General features: G+C 71.6%; 16 protein-coding genes. 6 read left to right on the top strand and 10 right to left on the bottom strand.

Features of this window, described 5'->3' with window-relative positions; genetic code table 11:
* Positions 1–74 precede the first annotated feature (74 nt).
* The 4 genes from ACGFJ7_RS19970 to ACGFJ7_RS19985 all read right to left on the bottom strand — a co-directional run bounded on the left by ACGFJ7_RS19970 (position 75) and on the right by ACGFJ7_RS19985 (position 7,149).
* Complete coding sequence (locus ACGFJ7_RS19970; protein WP_392643008.1) at positions 75–3,719, bottom strand: S8 family serine peptidase; 3,645 nt, start codon at positions 3,717–3,719, stop codon at positions 75–77.
* Between the two features lie 146 nt (positions 3,720–3,865).
* On the bottom strand, positions 3,866–4,087 hold the full coding sequence (locus ACGFJ7_RS19975; RefSeq protein ID WP_360251203.1) for a hypothetical protein: 222 nt from the start codon (positions 4,085–4,087) through the stop codon (positions 3,866–3,868).
* Positions 4,088–4,308: 221 nt separating this feature from the next.
* Positions 4,309–5,310, bottom strand: coding sequence for an NAD(P)H-dependent glycerol-3-phosphate dehydrogenase (locus ACGFJ7_RS19980; protein WP_392643009.1), 1,002 nt, complete (start codon positions 5,308–5,310; stop codon positions 4,309–4,311).
* 21 nt (positions 5,311–5,331) lie between these two features.
* Complete coding sequence (locus tag ACGFJ7_RS19985; RefSeq protein ID WP_360251209.1) at positions 5,332–7,149, bottom strand: hypothetical protein; 1,818 nt, start codon at positions 7,147–7,149, stop codon at positions 5,332–5,334.
* Between the two features lie 401 nt (positions 7,150–7,550).
* On the opposite strand from ACGFJ7_RS19985, the gene ACGFJ7_RS19990 reads away from it, so the two are divergent.
* Complete coding sequence (locus tag ACGFJ7_RS19990) at positions 7,551–8,501, top strand: AraC family transcriptional regulator (protein WP_392643011.1); 951 nt, start codon at positions 7,551–7,553, stop codon at positions 8,499–8,501.
* Here the strand turns inward: ACGFJ7_RS19990 and ACGFJ7_RS19995 are convergent.
* The 3 genes from ACGFJ7_RS19995 to ACGFJ7_RS20005 are packed head-to-tail and all read right to left on the bottom strand — an operon-like array spanning position 8,479 to position 10,202.
* A complete protein-coding gene (locus tag ACGFJ7_RS19995) occupies positions 8,479–9,276 on the bottom strand; it encodes a tyrosine-protein phosphatase (RefSeq protein ID WP_392643013.1) in 798 nt (265 codons plus the stop codon). The genes ACGFJ7_RS19990 and ACGFJ7_RS19995 overlap by 23 nt on opposite strands.
* A gap of 33 nt (positions 9,277–9,309) precedes the next feature.
* Positions 9,310–9,744 (bottom strand): hydroxyphenylacetyl-CoA thioesterase PaaI, encoded by a 435-nt coding sequence (paaI, locus tag ACGFJ7_RS20000; protein WP_392643015.1) that lies wholly within the window; start codon positions 9,742–9,744, stop codon positions 9,310–9,312.
* Positions 9,744–10,202, bottom strand: a complete 459-nt coding sequence (locus ACGFJ7_RS20005; RefSeq protein WP_392643017.1) for a hypothetical protein — start codon at positions 10,200–10,202, stop codon at positions 9,744–9,746. Before ACGFJ7_RS20005 ends, paaI begins: the two co-directional genes overlap by 1 nt.
* Positions 10,203–10,317: 115 nt before the next feature.
* On the opposite strand from ACGFJ7_RS20005, the gene ACGFJ7_RS20010 reads away from it, so the two are divergent.
* The gene (locus ACGFJ7_RS20010; protein ID WP_360251224.1) at positions 10,318–11,082 is read left to right on the top strand and encodes a hypothetical protein; all 765 of its coding nucleotides are present in this window, start codon (positions 10,318–10,320) and stop codon (positions 11,080–11,082) included.
* Between the two features lies 1 nt (position 11,083).
* Here the strand turns inward: ACGFJ7_RS20010 and ACGFJ7_RS20015 are convergent, their stop codons facing one another.
* Positions 11,084–11,671: a hypothetical protein gene (locus ACGFJ7_RS20015; RefSeq protein ID WP_392643020.1), complete on the bottom strand. Its 588-nt coding sequence runs from the start codon at positions 11,669–11,671 to the stop codon at positions 11,084–11,086.
* A gap of 156 nt (positions 11,672–11,827) precedes the next feature.
* On the opposite strand from ACGFJ7_RS20015, the gene ACGFJ7_RS20020 reads away from it, so the two are divergent.
* The 3 genes from ACGFJ7_RS20020 to ACGFJ7_RS20030 all read left to right on the top strand — a co-directional run bounded on the left by ACGFJ7_RS20020 (position 11,828) and on the right by ACGFJ7_RS20030 (position 14,842).
* Positions 11,828–12,175 (top strand): hypothetical protein, encoded by a 348-nt coding sequence (locus tag ACGFJ7_RS20020; protein ID WP_360251230.1) that lies wholly within the window; start codon positions 11,828–11,830, stop codon positions 12,173–12,175.
* A gap of 97 nt (positions 12,176–12,272) precedes the next feature.
* On the top strand, positions 12,273–12,656 hold the full coding sequence (locus tag ACGFJ7_RS20025) for a hypothetical protein (RefSeq protein ID WP_360251233.1): 384 nt from the start codon (positions 12,273–12,275) through the stop codon (positions 12,654–12,656).
* A 41-nt stretch (positions 12,657–12,697) separates the two neighbouring features.
* Positions 12,698–14,842 (top strand): putative bifunctional diguanylate cyclase/phosphodiesterase, encoded by a 2,145-nt coding sequence (locus tag ACGFJ7_RS20030; RefSeq protein ID WP_392643022.1) that lies wholly within the window; start codon positions 12,698–12,700, stop codon positions 14,840–14,842.
* 4 nt (positions 14,843–14,846) lie between these two features.
* Here the strand turns inward: ACGFJ7_RS20030 and ACGFJ7_RS20035 are convergent, their stop codons facing one another.
* Entirely contained in the window at positions 14,847–15,731 is an 885-nt protein-coding gene (locus ACGFJ7_RS20035; protein WP_392643024.1) for an EamA family transporter, read from the bottom strand.
* A 71-nt stretch (positions 15,732–15,802) separates the two neighbouring features.
* Between ACGFJ7_RS20035 and ACGFJ7_RS20040 the strand changes: the two genes are divergently transcribed.
* Positions 15,803–16,756 carry a GlxA family transcriptional regulator gene (locus ACGFJ7_RS20040; protein ID WP_392643026.1) on the top strand — a complete coding sequence of 318 codons (954 nt, stop codon included), beginning with the start codon at positions 15,803–15,805 and terminating at the stop codon, positions 16,754–16,756.
* A gap of 105 nt (positions 16,757–16,861) precedes the next feature.
* Here the strand turns inward: ACGFJ7_RS20040 and ACGFJ7_RS20045 are convergent, their stop codons facing one another.
* A complete protein-coding gene (locus ACGFJ7_RS20045) occupies positions 16,862–17,038 on the bottom strand; it encodes a hypothetical protein (RefSeq protein WP_360251245.1) in 177 nt (58 codons plus the stop codon).
* Between the last annotated feature and the right edge of the window lie 108 nt (positions 17,039–17,146).

Consider the following 17,146-nt stretch of genomic DNA (forward strand, 5'->3'; position numbering starts at 1 on the left):
AAGTGGAGAAGATCTCCCCCGAACGTTCGAGGGGCCGGGCCGCGACGGGGGGATGCCGCGGCCCGGCCGGCCGGTCACTTCAGGCCGAAGGCCCTGGTGATCGTCTGTTCGACGCTGTTGCCGTACGCGTCCTTGGCGCCGGTCCTGAGCGTCACGTGCTGGGCTTTCCTCGGTGCCCGCAGGTCGGCCGTCCAGCCGTCCCTCGTCTGGTGCAGCCGCTCGCGCGTCCAGGTGGCGCCATCGTCGTACGACACGTCAAGCGTGACCGTCCTGATGGCCTTGGTGCTCGGGCCGCCGCTCAGGTGGGACGGCACCACGGTGATCGCGGCCGACCGGGAGGCCTGGTGCGCGATGTCCGTGTCCACCTGGTAATCGAGCTGGATGAGCGGCAGGCGGGCTGTCTTCGCGTCCGAGAAGAAGTCCCACGTCGTCCGGGTCCGCGACGAGTACGGGTAGGACGTCGTGTCCCGCGTGGTCGTGGTGACCAGGCGGTACGGGAGACGCTGGGGGCTCAGGCCGGAGTTGCTGTCGATCCAGTTGTACGAGTTCTGCTCGAGCACCTTGGTGCCCTGCGACAGGGTCGCCGTCATCTCGCCGCCCTCGGGGAAGGCCACGCCGGCGTGGTTCGCGCCGGAGTCGCCCCAGCCCGGGATCTCGGCCACGATCCGGCCGCCGTCCCGGTACGGGAGGGTGACCCCGTCGTTGATCCGCGGGCGCTGGATCGCGCCCAGCCACGTCTCGCCGGTCCGGCTGCCCGCCCGGTAGGTGGTGGTGCCGCCGACCTGGAACGAGTACCGGTCGTCCATGTCGGCCGACCACGTGACGCCGTCCTGCGCGGTGACCCAGTCCGTCCGGAACCGCTCGGACCGCATCAGCGCCGTGGAGCCCACCTTCACCGGCAGGTCCGGGTTGTAGTCGAACCGCTTCTCGGAGATCTCCCGGCCCGACGTGCTCTGGAAGTCGACGTCGACCCGGGCCAGCTCCCGCTCCGACGGGCGGTACGTGACCGACTTCGGCACGGCGCCCGGCCAGTAGCGGACCAGGTCGTACAGGTAGTCGGTGGTCGGGTCGGCGGTGACCCGCAGACTGACCTTGCCCTGGGCGAGCTGGGCGATCAGGCGCTCGCCGCCGTCCTTGGTCAGCGACACCACGGCCAGCTTCGTCTTCGAGGTGGCGTCGTAGTAGCGCCCGGCCTCGGTGTTGACGATGGCGAGCGCCGCGGCCCCCGCCTTCTCGGCCGCCGTCACCTGATCGTCGAGGTCGGCACGGCGTACGACGGCGATCCGGTCCTTGACGTCGACCCTGGCGAAGTCGGCGGTGGTGCCGTTGCCGGCGAAGACCGCCGCCAGCTGCCGCGTGCCCTCGGCCGGCACGGTCGAACCGGGCAGCACGAGCAAGTCGTCGAAGGAGTCGCCCAGCGACAGGACCGGCTCGGTCTTGCGCCAGCGGGCGGTCACCGACATCTTGCCGTCCCGGGCCTTCTGGCCCGGCGTGACCCAGACGCTGTCGTAGTAGCGGGGAATGATGAAGGAGTCGGTGGCCTTGGCCGTGTCGCCCAGCTCGCGGTGGTAATCGAGGCGGAGCTCGGCGGTCGCCGACGCCTTGGGGGTGATGGCCTGGACCTCGCGGGTGGCGGCGGCCTTCAGCTCGACGGCGGTGTCCTTCTCGACGACGACGGTGGGTGCGCTGACCAGGGCCATGCCGCGGGAGTTGGGGCCGTGGCCGCCCTCGACGTCGCCCCACATCCACACCGCGTAGCGGCCGTCCGGCACGAGCACGTCGATCGGGCTGCCGTCGAGGGTGAGGAAGTTGTAGAAGGAGCCCGCCGGGTCGCCCTCGCGCAGCATCATGATCTCGCCGGGCATGGGCTCGCCGCCGCGGCCGGTGGGCGTGACCCTCAGGTGCCGGGGCTGATCCTCGGTGCTGATGCCGATGACCGTGTCGGCCACGCGGCCGCCGCCGGCGCCGGTGGCGACGACGCTGCCGGTGAAGCGGCCCTTCGGCTGTGCGCGGCCCAGGTCGGCGGAGACGGTGACGGAGGCGGTGCCGTTGGCCGGCACGGTCACCCGCGACGCCGAGAGCTCGGCGTCCTTGAGGTCGCCCTGCACGGCCAGGTCCAGCGCGGCGGCGGTGGCGCCGGTGTTGGTGTACGTGATCTGGCGCTCGACGGTGCCCGACGGCTCGTCCTCGGCGGGGTGGATGCCGAGGTAGGCGGTGGCGGTGGCGAACACCGTCGCCTTGGTGGTGGCGGCGATGTCGAGACGTCCGCTGCCGGCCTCGTACGGGCTGTAGTCGGGTGTCTGTCTGGCCGTGCTGACCAGGGCGTCCTTGAGCTGCGCACCGGTCCAGCCGGGGTGCTGGGCGGCGAGCAGGACGGCGGCGCCGGCCACGTGCGGCGTGGCCATCGAGGTGCCGCTCATCGTCTGGTAGAGGCCCTCGCCCTCGGAGGCGTACTGCGACCGGGCGGCCAGAATGCCGACGCCGGGCGCGGTGATCTCGGGCTTGAGCGCGCCGTCGACCAGTCGCGGGCCCCGGCTGGAGAAATCGGCGAGGTGGTCGTCGCCGTCGACCGCGCCCACGGTCAGGGCGGCGTCGGCCGCGCCGGGCGATCCGACGGTGGTCTCGACCGGCCCGCTGTTGCCGGCGGCGATGACGAACAGCGCCCCGGTCTCGGCGCTGAGCTCGTTGACGGCCGCACTCATCGGGTCGGTGCCGTCGGTGGGGTCACCGCCCAGGCTCATGCTGACGACCTTGGCCTTGCGCTCGCGCGCGGCCCACTCCATGCCACTGATGATCCAGGAGTCCTGACCGGACCCGCCGTTGTCGAGCACCTTGCCGATCTCGAGGTCGGCGCCCGGCGCGACACCCTTCTCCGTGCCGCCGGAGGCGGCGCCGGTCCCGGCGATGGTGGAGGCGACATGCGTACCGTGGCCGTGCCCGTCGGTGACGTCCTCACCCGGCACGAAGCTCTGGCTCGACTCGATCCGGCCGGCCAGATCGGGGTGCCCGGCGTCGACGCCGGTGTCCAGGACGGCGACGTCGACGCCCTGGCCGGTGTTCCCGCCGGCCCAGACTTCCGGGGCGCCGATCTGGGCCACGCTGTCGGCCAGGGCGGCGTGCACCTTGCCGTCCAGCCACACCTTGGTGATGCCGTGGGCGAAGGAGGGGGTCTTCGCTTTCGCCTTCGCGGTTGCCGGGGCGCTGGTCAGCGAGGTCCAGAAGTCCTGGTCGCGGTCGGCGCTCACCGCGCTGCCGTTGATGCTGGGCAGGGCGCGCACTTCGGTGCCGCCCTCGGGCAGCGCGCCGGCGCCGCGCTTGGCGGCCGAGTTCGCGTACCCGAGGATGACCGGCAGCCGGTCGGTGGCGGCGTCGCCGTAGCCCTCGCGCAGCAGGTAGGTCACGTTGAACAGGCGCTTGTCGAGCAGCCCGGCGCCGACGTAGGGCAGGGCGCTCTCCGGGTAGACGTAGGTGTCCGGCCCGACGGTGGTGATGTGCGCGCCGACCTGCTCGCCGCCGGGCCCCTGCACGGTGGTGACACCGGGCCGGACGGTGACCTTGTCACCGGTGATCAGCGTGATCGTCGTACCGGCCGGACCCGCGGTGCGCTGCGAACCGGGTGCTGCTGCTTGCGCGTGGGCGGGCGCCGCCGGGGTCACGGCCAGCGCGGTCACGGCCGCCACGATGAGTGGCACGGACCGGCCGAAGGGGGATTGCGTCAACGGAACACCTCGACTCGTTCAGAGGCCTGAAGTGCTGATGACGCTACGACAGCCGTGATCGATACCGAGTTCGTCGATCCACCGTGTTAACAATCCCGAAACCGAATACGCAGTCCCCCGAAACACAACCATCCGGCCGGCATCGGTCAGACGAGCCCCGGCGCCTCGGCCGGCACTCCCTCCCCCCGCGCGACATCGAGCATCCGTTTGTCGTACGTGATGAGCGTGTCCAGCGCATCGCCGAGAGCCTGGGCACCGGCCACATGGATAGCGTCAAGCGTCCGAAGGGCACCCGGCAGATGGGCTGCCGCGTCGCGGACTTCCTCGGTAAGAAGAATTTCCGTGAAGCCGTTGACGAGGTCACGCATGAGATGGGGATAGTCGCCGACAGATCATCGATCGTCCTCGGCCCGGGCCTCCAGCAGCAGATCGAGCGGCGAGACGTCAGCAGGAACGTCATATGACGGCAGTCGGTCAAGGTCAGCCGTCGTCGTCGCTTTGAGACGGATCAGTCCCTTGGCAACCAAGGGCGAGTAGCGACCCAGACCACCGGCACCTGGAAGCAGTACGGCGATGACCTTGCCGGGGGTCAGCCGGGCTCGGACTCGTGGCCGGCCGGGTGGGTGCGGAGCAGGCCCTCGTAGGCGCGTTCGGCCGTCATGTCGCCGGTGACGACGCGGTGGATCGTGCGGGTGATGGGCATGGCCAGGTCGTGGCGGTCGGCCAGCTGGACCGCCGCGTGTACGGTCTTGACGCCCTCGGCGACCTGGCCCATCTCGGCCAGGATGTCGTCCAGGCTCCGGCCACGGCCCAGCTGCTCGCCGACGTACCGGTTGCGGCTGTGCGGGCTGATGCACGTCGCCACCAGGTCGCCCATGCCGGCCAGCCCGGCCAGCGTGCTCGGCTCGCCGCCCAGCGCCACCGCCAGCCTGGTCAGCTCGGCCAGGCCGCGGGAGATCACCCCGGCCCGGGTGTTGTCGCCGACGCCCAGGCCCTGCGCGATGCCGGTGGCGATGGCCACGACGTTCTTCAGCGCTCCGCCGATCTCGCAGCCGATCACGTCGTGGTTGGTGTAGACGCGCAGCAGGCCCCGGCGGAACACCCGCTGGATCTCGGCGGCGACGGTCAGGTCCTCCGTGGCGATCACCGTGGCCGCCGCCAAGCCGGCCATGATCTCCTTGGCCAGGTTGGGGCCGGTGAGCGCGGCCGCCGGGTGCCCCGGCAGCACCTGCTTGATCACCTCGGTCATCCGGAGCAGCGAGTCGCGTTCGAGGCCCTTGCTGAGGCTCACCACCGGGATCCACGGGTGCAGGTCCGGCCGTACCCGCTCCAGGGTCTCGCGGAACGCCCCCGTGGGCACGCCGACCACGAGCAGTTCCGCGTGTGCGGCCGCCTCGGCCAGGTCGGCGGTGGCGCGGAGCCGGTCCGGCAGCGGGAAGCCCTCGAGATAGCGCTCGTTGGTGTGCTTGGCGTTGATCTCCTCGGCCGCGGCCTCGTTCCGCGCCCAGATCAGCGACTCGTGATCGCGGCGGGTGAGCACCGACGCGACAGTGGTGCCCCAAGAACCCGCGCCCAGCACGGTGATCCGCATAATTCCTCTTTCGCCCGGCCGTCACCCCAGTCGGTACAGTATGGCGCTGCCGATCTGTTCGCGGGTGATGCCGAGCCCGTCGACCGGCCGGTTGGGCAGCCCCTCCCACGGTGTTCCGCCCAGCCATTCGGGCAGGACGACGACCGACTTGATGCCGGCCGCCCGCAGCGCCTCGATGCTCGCCGTGTCCGGGAACGACATGCTGATCGACCGGATCCGCTCCTGACCGGTCGGCACGAAGGTGACCACGCCGTTGGGTATCCGCGGGAACCCGTTCGTGGTCCACAGCATGATGGACATTTCCAGGCTTCCGCCGCTGGGCAGCACCAGCACGGGCTCCTGCGCGGCCGCCATCGCGGCCGGATAGCGCAGCACCTCGGGGTGCGGGGTGGTGTTGACCCCTTCGGCGACGACCAGCACGAGCGGGATCACCAGGGCGAGCCGCAGCACGGCGAACTTCCCGCGGGCCAGCACCCCGGTCTTCCACGGCGCGATGGCCCGCGCCTGGGCGACGAAGGCGCTGACCGCGCCGGCGGCCAGGATCGCCAGCAGCAGCGAACTCCACACCGTCATCCGCCCGGGTGTGCGCAGCGCGGCCCAGCCCGGCAGGTGCTTGGAGAGGGTCAGGTAGCCGGGGTCGCCGTGCCAGGGCAGGTTCGCGCCGAGCGTCAGCACCACCGCCACGGCGACGCCGAGGGTCAGCAGGATCCGGTGCCGGACGCTGAAGACCGAGACGAACACCCCGACCGTGGCCAGGGCGATCAGGGTCACGCCGGCCAGCAGCGCCATCTCCGGCGGCCACAGCAGCTCGGCGCGGGCCCCGGCGTGCCGGTCACCCCACAGCCACGACGATTCGGGCGCGATGAACAGGCCCCGCCAGGCCGGCGAGTACATCTCGGTCCAGTTCAGCCCGCGGTCGGCCTGCGGGTGCATCTCGACGACACGGGCGAAGGCGATTCCCATGTACGTGGTGACAGCCCCGAAGCACACCCCACCGATCAGATCGGCCGCCAGCAGCCGCCGGCCGAAGGGCGGACGGCCGCGCCGCCACCAGATCCAGCCGTAGAAGGCGGCGACCACGAGACAGATCCCGATCATCACGTACGCGAAGGCGAGCCCGATGGCCAGCCCGAGGGTGATCTGCCAGGCCCCGACCAGCCAGCCGGCCAGCGCCCACCACGGGCTGTGCCGTTCCGGGCGATGACCGCGGCGCAACGACCAGCCGTGCCCCCGCGCGATCATGGCGAGGCTCAGCGCGATGCCGCCGGTGGAGATCACGTTGAGGTGCCCGGCGTGCGCGAGCCGCCAGGGTGCGTAGGCCCAGACGACACCGGCCACCGTCGCCCCGAGCGGGTGGGCGCCGAGCTGGCGGGTGAGGGCGTACGCCCCGATGAAGGCGAGAGCGTGCACCAGGACGTACAGAATGTTGTAGCGCAGCACGGCCGCGTCCATACCGGACCCGATCATCCCGAACGGCGCGTACCCGAGCACGGTGTCGGTGAAGGCCAGCGAGTGCGGGTCGGGGTAGAACGTGTTGGAGTCCCACAGATACCAGGGATTGGTCAGCAGCGCGTGCCCACCCCAGGCCACCTGCCAGGCGAACAACGCCGGATCACCGATGTCACCCGGCACGGTGTGCCGCGGGTCCCGCAGCGTCGGCCAGGTCATCGCCACGGCCAGCGCCAGCCCGCCGAGGATCACCAGAATCCACTCACGCCGGCCCCAGACCCGCCTCAGCAGCCCCGGCGACGCCGCCTCGGGAGCGCTCCCATCGGCAGCCCGCTCCCCGTCCACGGCGACGGTGGCCACACCCTGCGACGGACTTTCCGTTCCACTCACCGAAGCCCCCGCACTCCCGACGCGACGCATAGCGACGACATTGTCACATATCGATGCCACTTCGCCGCCACCCACACCCACAACTTCAGGCAGGCTGTCTTCCCCAGCACCCGAGAGCGACGAGGGACGAGCCCATGGCGGCCCTCAGCATCCGCGACCTGGACGAGTTCGTCAAAGAGAAGCTCCCGCTCCATGGAGGCCGAGATTCGACCTCGCGGCGGCTGCCGCCGACGCAGACCTGGTCGCCGGCCGCGGAAGGGACGGCACGCGATCAGCGGACTCGACGGCCAGGTCGCCGCGATCCGCCGTTCTCGAGCCGCGACCTCGCCACCCGCAACACAAAGGCACGCGCTCGGCCGAGACGCCTCGATTCCCGGCGTCTGTGACCGACACTGTGCGGTATGGACGTGCTGACGGGGCTGCTGGATGGGGCTCGGGCTCGCGGGGCCTTTCTGTTGCGGTCCGTGCTGGATCCGCCCTGGGGGCTGCGCATTCAGGACGAATCGCCGCTCTCGCTGATCACACTGGTCAAAGGGGAAGCCTGGATCCGGCGTGCCGGGGAGCCGGACGCGCGGATCGGGGTGGGCGATGTCGCCGTGGTCAGCGGGATTCAGCCGTACGACATGGGGGATCAGCCGGGACGCCCACCGCAGGTGATCATCCATCCGGGGCAGCGCTGCGAAGCGGTGGACGGCACCGAGATGCGCATGACCGGGCAGGGGGTGCGGACCTGGGGTGCGGCGCCGGACGGGGCGACCGTGATGATCAGCGGGACCTACCAGATGCACAGCGAGATCGGGCGGCGGCTGCTGGACGCGCTTCCCGGGGTCCTGGTGCGGCCGGCCGAGGCCGGCGATCGGGCGCTCATCGACCTTCTCGTACGGGAGATGGCCGGCACCGAGCCGGCGCAGGATCTCGTACTGGACCGGCTGCTCGACCTCGCGCTCGTGTCGGTGTTGCGGTCCTGGCTGTCCTCGCCGGACGACGGCAGGCCGGGGTGGCTGCGCGCGCAGGGCGACCCCGTGGTGGGCCCCGCTCTGCGCCTGATTCACGACGACCCGGCGTACGGCTGGACGGTCTCCTCCCTGGCCTCGAAGGCCGGGGCCTCCCGGGCGGCGTTCGCCCGCCGCTTCACCGAGATCGTCGGGGAGCCGCCGATGGCGTACCTGGCGGGCTGGCGCCTCAGCCTCGCGGCCGACCTGCTGCGGCAGGGCGACGCGACGTTGGAGGCGGTGGCCCGCCAGGTCGGGTACGGCAGCGCGTTCTCGCTGAGCAGCGCCTTCAAACGGCTCTACCGGACCAGCCCGCAGGAGTATCGGCGGCGCGAGGTCACCCCAGCAACCGCGACCTGATCGCGGCGATGTCGGCGTCGGTCAGCATCAGCCCCTGGCGCAGGTAGTTGTCGAAGCTGCCGTAGACGGAGTTCACCTGGGCGAACGCCGCCCGCAGCCAGGACACCTCCACGGCGTCGCTCCGGCCCAGGTAGGTGTTGCTGGCCAGGAAGTCCTGCTCCACGGTGGCCCGCGGCACGCCGAGCAGGGTGAGCAGCACGGCCGTGGCCCAGCCGGTGCGATCCTTGCCGGCGCTGCAGTGGAAGACGAGGCCGCCGGAATGGTGACCGACGGCGTACAGCACGTCGTGGAAGGCGTAGTCGGCGCCGACGAAGTTGACCATGAAGGGGTAGCCGATGGACTGGCCCAGGTCGGACGAGCCGGAGAACAGCCCGGCGGCGAGCGCGGCGGCCAGGGTGGCGGCCGCGTCCTTGTGGAAGCGCAGCCCGTGCGCGAGCGAGACCACGTCGGCGACCTGGTAGGTGACGCCGGCCGGAACCTTGTCGGGTTCCTGCGCGCGCTCGGAGACGTTGCGCAGGTCGAGGTCGAGGGTGATGCCGCGCGACACGACGACCTGCTGCTCGGCCGGGGTGAGGTTGCTGAGCTTGTTCGAGCGGAAGACGACGCCGGTACGGACGGTGCGGCCGTCGGCCGTGGTGTAGCCGCCGACGTCGCGGAAGTTGGTGGCCGAGGCCAGGTGCAGCGATCGGTCGAAGTCGGCGCGGGCCGGGGTGGTGACTCCGCCGACGGCGACGGTGACGGCGAGGGCGGTGGCGAGGAGGGCACGACGCTTCATGCCGTCATCCAAGGCGTTCGAAGTGACGGCTTTCTATCCCGCAGGCGTCGTAGGCGTGTCGATCGGCCGGCCGAGGGAGCGGCTGCGACCGCGGAACTCGGCCAGCACGACGCCGTCCTCGCGGGTGACCGTCACGTCGTAGAGGCCGGAGCGGCCGCGGCGGGCCCGCTCGGCCGCGTGGGCGCGGAGCCGGTCGCCGGCGTGGCCCGCCTCGAGGATGGTGATGTCGAAGCCGGCGGCGACGGTCATCTCCCCGTACGTGTTGCAGGCGACCGAGAACGCGGTGTCGCACAGGGTGGCCAGCAGGCCGCCGTGCAGCAGGCCGTAGCCGTTGACCATGTCGTCGCGGACCGTCATGGTGACGACCGCGCGGCCGGGACCGACCTCCTCGAGTTCCATGCCGAGCGACCGGCTGGCGCCGTCCCGGCCGAACATGCGCTCCGCGCCCCGCCGGGCCGGGCCGGTCATCAGGCCGAGCCGGCGGCGGCCTGCTGGGCCTGCCACATGGCGATCTGGACGCCCACCACGAAGATCTGGATCGGCAGGGGCATACCGGGCAGGTCGGCCTCGATCGTGCCGGACCAGGCACTCGTACGGCGCAAGGATCCCACCTTGACACCGGCCGAGAGCAAGTCCTGCTGGGTGCCCCAGAGGGAGGCGCGGCGGAACTCGTGGACGACGCCGCCGGCGTGCACCGACCAGTTCTTGCGGCCGGCCCGCTCCACCCGGGCGACCGGGTTGCCGCCCTGGTCTAGCATCGTGAACCGGCTGCCCCAGGCGTTCGACCGCACGGTGAACCGATGACCGTCGACCTCGAACTCGCCCCCGGTACGCCACCACGACGGGTCCCACTGGGCGACCTCACGGCCGTCGGCGACCATCCGGTACTGGCCGCGCCACACGCTTTTCCTCTCGGCGGTCAACATGCCCCCGAGGTTAGACGGGCCGCGCCAGGGCCACATGACCGTTCGGCCTGCTCGCGGCCGCCGAACGGCCCAACGCTATGGTGATCGCCGCGATTTCAGAACGGGGATATAAAACATGAAATTCCGACCTACAGCTGTGGTGCCGCTCGTCCTGGCGTCGGCGCTGGCGCTGACCGCCTGCGGCAGCAAGGACGACACCGCGAGCGGGACCAAGCCCGCCGCGCCCGTCTCCGCCGCGCCGGCTGCTTCCTCCGCTCCCGCCGCGAGCGCGCTCGACGCGCTCACCGGCGAGCAGATCCTCAAGAAGGCCCAGGCCGCCCTCAAGTCGGCGAAGTCCTACCACGTCGCGGGCACCATGGTCGACGAGGGCGAGAAGATCTCCCTCGACCTGAAGATCGCGGGCACCGACACGGTCGGCTTCCTCCAGATGAAGGGCGGCAAGATCGAGCTGCTCTCCGTCGGGAAGCAGAAATTCTTCCGGCCCAACCCGGGCTTCTGGACCCAGCAGCTCGGCAACGACGGCAAGGCCGTGGCCAAGCTCGTCGGCACCCGCTGGGTCAAGATCGACCCGAGCGACAAGGACACCGCCGCCATGTTCGAGATCACGAACATGGCGGAGACCCTCACCGCCGACGGCCCGGTCAAGAAGACCACCACCAAGGTGATCGACGGCAAGAAGGCGCAGGGCCTGACCGACTCGGTCGACGGCAGCAACGGCACGCTGTACGTGGCCACCGAGGGCGAGCCCTACCCGCTGCGCCTGGAGGGCCCGAAGCCGGCCGACGGCAGCTTGAACTTCACCGAGTTCGGCAAGACCTTCACCGAGATCAAGGCTCCGGCTGCCGCCGACGTCTTCGACATGAAGAGCATGGGAAAGTAGGTCAGCCGACCCGCGTGATCACCGCGCGGCGGATCAGGAACTTGCCGGGCTCGCGGACCTGCTCGAACGCGGCGTTGTTGAGCAGGACGCAGCTGCCGGAGGTGGTCTCCACCTTCACGGTGATGCTCTTGTTGTTGTCCAGGTTCGTCACCTTCAGGACCGTGCCGAGCGGGAACGTGCCGCTCGACGCGAACGGCGCGCCCGCCTCGCCCGACAGGGTGACGGTCGAGCCCTTGCAGACGACCTCGCCGGCCCCAGCGGCCGGCGGGGTCGCGGGCTTGGCCGGAGCCTTCGTCGGGGCCTTCGTCGGCGGCTTGGTTGCCGGGGCGGCCACGGGGATCTCGGCGGCCACGTCGGCCGTGCAGCCCGCCACCTGACGCCGCTGGTTGATCAGGTCGACGACGGCCTGCCGGTTCGCGATGCGCGCCGAGGACTGCGCGTCGGGCGCGGCCCGCTGACCGGCGATGAACTGAAGGTTCTGCCGCAGCGCCTGGTCGAGCCCGGCGCAGTTCTCCCCCGCGCTGCTGAGCCCGGTGCCGACGGCGAACGCGCCGCCCGCCAGCACCACCGCCGACGCTCCGAGGATCACTTTGCGGGACACCTTGTTTCGCCGGCGGCTCGGGTACATCAGTTCGCTCCTTCAGTCGATCAATCTCGATCGAGAACTACGAGGAGCGCGCGACCCGCGGATGAACGCGAAACATTAAATAACCTTAATTCGGGGCCGAGGGTCCATCATCGAGGTATGGGCAGGCGAGCCGTCGCTGTCGTGGCATTGGCCTTCCTGCTGCCCACGGCCCCCGTGCATGATCCGTTCCACGGCGGCGAGGTCGCCAACCACTCCCCCTGGTACGTGCGGATCGCCCATTCCCCGGCCGAGACGTGGCTCCGCCCGTACGAAATCTCCGCCCAGTTCCTCGGCTTCCGCGACACCGACGCCTTCGAGGCCCCGGCCAACTGCGTGACCACCATCGTCACCTGGCTCGGCCCGATCGCGCGGGGCCCGTTCCGCTACGACCGCCTCGGCCGGGACAGCCTCTGGATCCGGGTCGCCAACACCCAGGCCGTCGACGTCGTCGCGATGCGGTGCTGAGCCGGGTCCGCTGTGATCGTCGCCGCACTTGAGCGGCGGCGGGTTAGAAAGGAACACGATGAGGGAAGTCACCCCTGATGATCTTATGGGGGGAACGATGAGCGCGAGCTTGGATCGGCGGCGCACTGCCGTCCGGCAGCGAGAGCTGCTGCTGGCCTTGGAGCAGTGGGGGCCCGACTACGTGGGGCGGGTGACGCAGGCCACCGATGAGGAGATGGCCTGGCTCAAGAAGAACGGCGTCGTCGGTACGACCGTTCGCAGCGCCGCCGAGTGGGACGAGATCCGGCGGGTGCGGGGCCGGCAGGCGAACGCCGCGGCCAGCGCGGCCTTCAGCGCCGGCGACTACGCGCGCGCCCGTGACCTGATCGACGAGGCCCGCGCCTACGGCGCCGTCCGCGAGACCGAGTGGCGGCACCTGCACGAGTTCATCGACAGCAAGGCCGGCCCGGAGACCGCGACGGACATCGCGGCCGCGGCCTGACATTTCTTAGCTGAGGGTTTCCGCTGCCGATCTGTCCCTTCGTGAAGGGGGCATGGGCCATCGCGGCCGCGGCGACGGAGATCGTACTGATCGTGCTCGGCACCCGTGCCGGGTTTCCCTGGCCGCTGGTGTGGGTGCCGGTAGTCGTCGCGCTCGCGCTGGCGATCGCCGGCTACCGCGACGCCGCCGCCGTGAGCACCGGCCCGCTGCGGACGTTCTGGCGGCGCCTCGTCGTCGCCCTGAGCTTCGTCCTGGCGGCGGCGCTCAGTCAGGTCGCCGACCTCGCGACGGCGACCTGGTCCGGCCTGCCGCCGATCGGGGCCAGGACCCTTTCGCTGTACGTCGTGGGCACCCTCCTCGCCATCGCGGCGCTGCTCCGCCTGCCGGGCGGGGGCCGCAGCTGGCGCCGGCTCACCACGGCCGTCCTCGACGTCGCCGTGGTGGCGGTGACCACGGGCATCGCCGGCTCGGAGTACATGGGCTGGTTCATCGACAAGTTCGGCGTCAGCGTCTCGGCCTGGTGGCTGAACACCGCGATGATGGCGATCGCGGTGGCCGGCGTCGTGGTCGTCGTCAAGATCATGTCGGCTCAGCAGAGCCCGGTCCCCCGCGCCGCCCTGTGGTGGCTCGCGCCGATCGGCCTCGCCGGCCCGCTCTCCACGGTGCTGATGACCGTGCTGCAACCGTGGCCGCACCTCAACGGCAGCGCCGCCGTCCTGCCGTTCGTCGGTCTCTGCTGTGTCATGGCCAGCCGGCGGCCGGCCGGCGGCGTGACGCGGGTGATCCCGTCCGCCCCGCCCCAGCGCGGCACCGCGATCCCGCTGGTGGCCACCGTCCTGAGCAGCGTCCTGCTCGCCACCGTGTACCTGCGCGAGGGGCATCTCAGCACGGCCCAGGTCGGCGGCACGACCCTGCTGCTCCTGCTCGTGGTGGCCCGCCAGGCGCTGGCCCTGTCCGAGAACGCCACGCTGCTCGACGCCGTCGAGCACCGGGCCACGCACGACGAACTCACCGGCCTGTACAACCGCCGCCACTTCACCGAGGCGGTCACCCCCGGGCACACCGTCGTGCTGCTCGACCTGCGCGAGTTCCGGGCGATCAACGACGGCCTGGGCACCGACGCCGGTGACGCGCTGCTCGTCGCCTTCGCCGGCCGCCTCACCACGCTGGCCGGCCCGGGCGCGGTCGTGGCCCGCCTCGGCGGCGACGAGTTCGGCGTGCTCGGCCCGCGCGGATCCGACATCGCGGACCGGCTCGTCCACGCGACGGCGGAACCGCTGCGCGCGGCCGGCCACGACATGATCGTCGAGGTCTCGGTCGGCATCGGCGACGACTACCGGGAGGCCGAGGTGGCCCTGCGCGAGGCGGCCGGCGGCCGGGTCGTCCGCTACGACGCGTCCCTCGACCGCGAGCTGCGCCAGCGCGCCACGCTCGCCGCCGACCTGCGCCGGGCCCTGCACGACGGTGAGTTCCACCTGCTCTACCAGCCGATCGTCACGCTGCCGCACGGCGAGGTGTACGGCGTCGAATCCCTCGTACGCTGGACCCTGCCCTCGGGCGAGATCGTCTCCCCGGCCGATTTCATCCCGGTCGCCGAGGACACCGGCCTGATCGTCGAACTGGGCGCGTGGATCCTCGACACCGCCTGCGCCCAGGCCGCCGCCTGGCCCCGCCTGCACTCGGTCGCCGTCAACGTGTCGGCCCGCCAGCTGCTCGACCCGGCCCTGCCGGATCTGGTGGCGTCGGCGCTCGCCCGTCACGGCGTACCCCCGTCGCAATTGACCGTCGAGATCACCGAGACGGCGGTCTTCGGCGGCGGCCGCGCGCTGGCCACCGTCAAGGCCCTGTCGGCGCTGGGCGTCAGCATCGCCCTCGACGACTTCGGCACCGGCCACTCGTCGCTGGGCCTGCTGCGCACCTGCCCGGTCGACGTCATCAAGGTCGACAAGTCGTTCGTGGACGGCCTCGGCGGCGCCCCCGAGCAGGAGGCCGTCGTCACGGCCCTGACCGGCATCGCCGAGACGATGGGCCTGCGCACGGTGGCCGAGGGCGTCGAGACCGCGGCCCAGGCCGAGCGCCTGCACCAGCTCGGCTACCGCCACGTGCAGGGCTTCCACTTCGCCCGCCCGCTGCCCGCGGCGGCCGTCAGCGACCTGCTCGCACAAGATCAGCGCGCTGCGGCTTAAGGGCCTATCTGACGGCTCGCTCCACGCGATCCGCCGGACAGGCCTCAGGCGCCAGCACGATGAGAGCCACCCCGGCCGCGATCACCGCCGTGGCCAGGATCGTCCGCGCGGTCAGCGGCTCGTCGAGGATCCACCAGCCGAGCAGGACGGCCACGACCGGATTCACGAAGGCGTAGGTGCCGGCGATCTGCGGGGCGGCGTTCTTCACGAGCCAGGTGTACGCCGTGTAGGCCACCAGGCTGCCGAACACGATCAGATAGCCCACGGCCAGCGCCGCCCGGCCGGTGACATCGATCCGGGACCATTCGCCGGTCGCGCCGGACAGGACGGTCAGGATGGCTCCGGCGCACAGCATCTGGACCGCGCTCGCCATCAGCGCCGACTGCGGCCGGGGCGCGTGTCCCGCGTACACCGTGCCGAGACCCCAGCACAGCGAGGCGGCCAGCGCGACCGTGATCGCCACCGCGTCGCCGCCGCCCCGCGGCCGGGCCAGGAGGAGCACCCCGGCGAAGCCGGCGGCCAGGCCCAGCGCCATCGGCCAGGTCACCTTCTCCCCGTCGAAGACGCGCCGGCCGAGCACGATCCAGAGCGGGATGCTGGCCAGGAACAGCGCGGTGATCCCGGAGGAGAGCCACTGCTCGGCCCACGCGGCGCCGCCGGTGCCGGCGGCCGGAAGCAGCAGGCCGAGCAGGGCGCCGGCCCGCCACTGCCGGCGATCCGGAAGGGCGACCCGGCGGTAGCGGCAGAACCCGTACAGCAGAGCCCCGGCGACGAGGAATCGGAACGCGTTCATGGTCAGCGGCGGCACGCCCTCGAGGCCCACCTTCTGCGCGAGATAGGTGGAGCCCCAGACGACGTACACGATCAGCAGCGGTCCGGCGAAGGTCATGCCATTCGGCGTACCCGCCCCGGACTGGCACGTTTGCCATCCAGGCCGCAGTTCGTGCCATCCTGGACGGCATGACCGTTGACGTCGCGGTGGTCGTGGCCGAGCCGGTGCCCGCGTTCGAGCTCGGCATCGCCAGCGAGATCTTCGGGCTGCGCCGGGTCGACCCGGCGCTGCCGCGCTACCGCTACGAGGTGTGCGCCGAGACGCCGGGACCGCTGCGCACGTCGACCGGCTTCCTGATGACCCCGACCGCCGGCCTGGACCACCTCGACCACGCGGACCTGATCATCGTGACCGGGGCCGGGCCACCGGTGCCGCCACCCTCGGCCGGCCTGGTGGCGGCGCTGCGCCGGGCCGGCGAGCGGGGCGCGACCATCGCGGCGCTGTGCACGGGCGCGTTCACGCTGGCGGCGGCCGGCCTGCTCGACGGGCGCACGGCGACGACCCACTGGGCGTACGCCGACGATCTCGCCACCCGCTACCCGTCGGTGACGGTCGACGCCGACCGGATCTACGCGGTGGACGGAAAGATCGCCACCAGCGCCGGGGCGTCGGCCGCCATCGACCTGTGCCTGCACCTGATCCGCCGCGACCACGGCGCGGACGTCGCCAACCGGGTCGCCCGCGAAATGGTCGTGCCGGCCCACCGCAGCGGCGGTCAGGCCCAGTTCTCCCGGCGCCCGGTCACCCCCGCCGATCCGGGGCCGACCCTGGCCGGGTTGCTGGACTGGGCCGCCGATCACCTGGACGCCGACCTGTCGGTCACCGCCCTGGCCGCCCGGGCCGCCATGTCACCACGCACCTTCATCAGGCACTTCACGGCGGCGACGGGCGCGACCCCCGCCGCCTGGGTCCGCGAACAGCGGGTGCGCCGAGCCGAGCAGCTGCTGGAACGCGCCGACGCGACGATCGCCGCGGTGGCCCGCCGCTGCGGTTTCGGCAGCCTGGACACGCTGCAACGGCACTTCCGGCGGGCCCGGGGCGTCAGCCCCGAGGCCTACCGGACGGCCTTCCGCACCCGCTAGCCTGTCGACCCGGCCTGATCAGCTCGCGGGCTTTCCGCCCTCCGTGATCAGCTCGCAAGCTTTCCGGCCCAGACGATCAGCTCACAGGCTTTCCGGCCCCGGTGATCAGCTCGCGGGTGCTGGCTCCGGGGCGGCGGCCGGGGCCGGGATCGTCTGCCCGAGCGCTATGGCGGCGGCGTGCAGGTAGGCTCGGTCGCCGCTGGCCACGTACTGGGCGCGGAGGCGGGCGGCGATCTCGTTCGCGGTGGCCGAGCGGGAGTCGGCGTCGATTGTCCTGAACATGGTCACACTTTCTCGATCAGATCGGACCATGATGCTCGGTGGAACCCTTCCCGACATCAGCCGAAACGGTGATGGTCAACAAGACCAACGGCCGATGTACGCACGGTG

Origin of the sequence: Actinoplanes sp. NPDC048988 (assembly GCF_043197815.1) — a bacterium.
GTDB lineage: Bacteria > Actinomycetota > Actinomycetes > Mycobacteriales > Micromonosporaceae > Actinoplanes.